The sequence below is a fragment of the Variovorax glucosi genome, assembly GCF_051216695.1.
In the GTDB taxonomy this organism is placed as follows: domain Bacteria; phylum Pseudomonadota; class Gammaproteobacteria; order Burkholderiales; family Burkholderiaceae_C; genus Variovorax.
This window is the reverse complement of sequence record NZ_JBPJZE010000035.1, coordinates 1-1,779: the sequence shown is the minus strand read 5'-3', so window position 1 is coordinate 1,779 and position 1,779 is coordinate 1. Positions and strand designations below refer to the sequence as shown.

Genomic DNA, 1,779 nt, shown 5'->3' with positions numbered 1-1,779 from the left:
CCAGCGTGGGCCACAGGCCATCGGAGAAGCGTTGCAGCACGAACAGCATCAGCAGCCCGAACACGATCACTTCGAAGTTGCCGCTGCTGCCAAGCAGCGCGGGCAGGATGTCCTGCAGCTTTTCCTTCAGCAGCGTGATCAGCGTTGCGCCCAGTACAGCGCCCCACAGATGGCCCGCGCCACCGACCACCGCCATGAACAGCAGCTCGATGCCGATGTTCAGGTTGAAAGGCGTCGGGTTCACGAAGCGCTGCAGGTGCGCGTAGAGCCAGCCCGACACCGCCGCGAGCAGCGCGGCCAGCACGAAGAGCTTGATGCGATGGCGCGCCGTGTCCACACCCATCGACTCGGCCATGAGCCGCCCGCCCTTGAGCGCGCGGATGGCGCGGCCTTCGCGCGAATCGAGCAGGTTGTGCAGCGCCCACAGCGCGAGCAGCAGCACCGCCCAGATCACCACGCCCAGCATGCGCGGCGTGGCCAGCGACACGCCGGCCACCACCAGCGGCGGCACGCCGGTGATGCCGGTCTGCCCGCCCAGGAAGTCCATGTTGCCCAGCAGGTAGTACAGGCTCAGGCCCCAGGCGATGGTGCACAGCGGCAGGTAGTGGCCTTGCAGCTTGAGCGTGACCGAACCCAGCGCCCAGGCCAGCGCGAAGGTGAACACCAGCCCCAGCAGCAGGCCGACCCATGGCAGCAAGGCCGGGCTGACCGCGCCGCCCAGCCACGCGGCGGCGGTGGGCGAGGTGCAGATCCACGCGGTGGCATACGCGCCCATGCCCACGAAGGCGGCTTGGCCGAAAGAGGTCATGCCGCCCACGCCGGTCAGCATGACCAGCCCGGCCGCGACCAGCGCATACAGGCCGATGTTGCTGAGCACCGAGACGGTGAACTCGGGCACAAAGCCCCAGGCCAGCGCCAGCAGCACCACGCACACCAGCGTGAGCTGGCGCGGCGTGACCAGCGGCTTGCCTTCGGGCTGTGCGGTCGCGGCGAGGTTGTTCGAAGAAGACGTGCTCATTCTTCGTCCTCCACATGATGGCTGTTGAGCGAGCGCCACCACAGCACGGGAATGATCAGGGTGAAGACCAGCACTTCCTTGAACGGGCTGGCCCAGAAAGAGGCGAACGATTCGAGCTGGCCGACCAGCAGCGCGCCGGCCAGCGCCAGCGGGTAGCTCGCGAGCCCGCCGACGATGGCGGCGACGAAGCCTTTGAGGCCGATCAGGAAGCCGGTGTCGTAGTACACCGTGGTGATCGGCGCAATCAGCAGGCCCGAGATGGCGCCGATGAGCGCCGCGAGCGCAAAGCTCAGGTCGCCCGACAGTTCGGTCGGAATGCCTGAGAGCCTTGCGCCCACGCGGTTGATGGCGGTGGCGCGCAGCGCCTTGCCGACCATCGAGCGGCCGAAGAACAGGAACATGGCGATCACCAGCAGCAGCGTGACGCCCACGACCACCAGCGATTGCCCGCTGACCTGAACACCGCCGATGTCGAAGCGCGCATCCGAGAACGCCGTGGTGCGCGAACCCTCGGCGCCGAAGAACAGCAGGCCCAGCCCCGACCGCAAAAAGTGCAGCGCCAGCGACACGATCAGCAGCACCAGCACCGATGCATCCGCGATCGGCTGGAACACCACCCGCGCCAGCAGCGGCGCGATAGGCACCACCAGCAGCACGGCCACCGCGATGTGCACCGCCACCGGCACGCCGGGCCGCGCGGCCACGGCAGCGCCAGCCGATCTGATCGCCCCCGCGAACAGCGCCGATGCCGGCGCCCGTGC

The 1,779-nt window shown here is 68.5% G+C and carries 2 protein-coding genes; both read right to left on the bottom strand.

The window, feature by feature from the left end; genetic code table 11:
- On the bottom strand, positions 1 to 1,018 hold a 1,018-nt coding region (locus tag ACSFA3_RS22540; protein ID WP_435507713.1), incomplete at its 3' end, for a branched-chain amino acid ABC transporter permease.
- On the bottom strand, positions 1,015 to 1,779 hold a 765-nt coding region (locus tag ACSFA3_RS22535), incomplete at its 5' end, for a branched-chain amino acid ABC transporter permease (protein WP_435507712.1). The genes ACSFA3_RS22540 and ACSFA3_RS22535, both read right to left, overlap by 4 nt.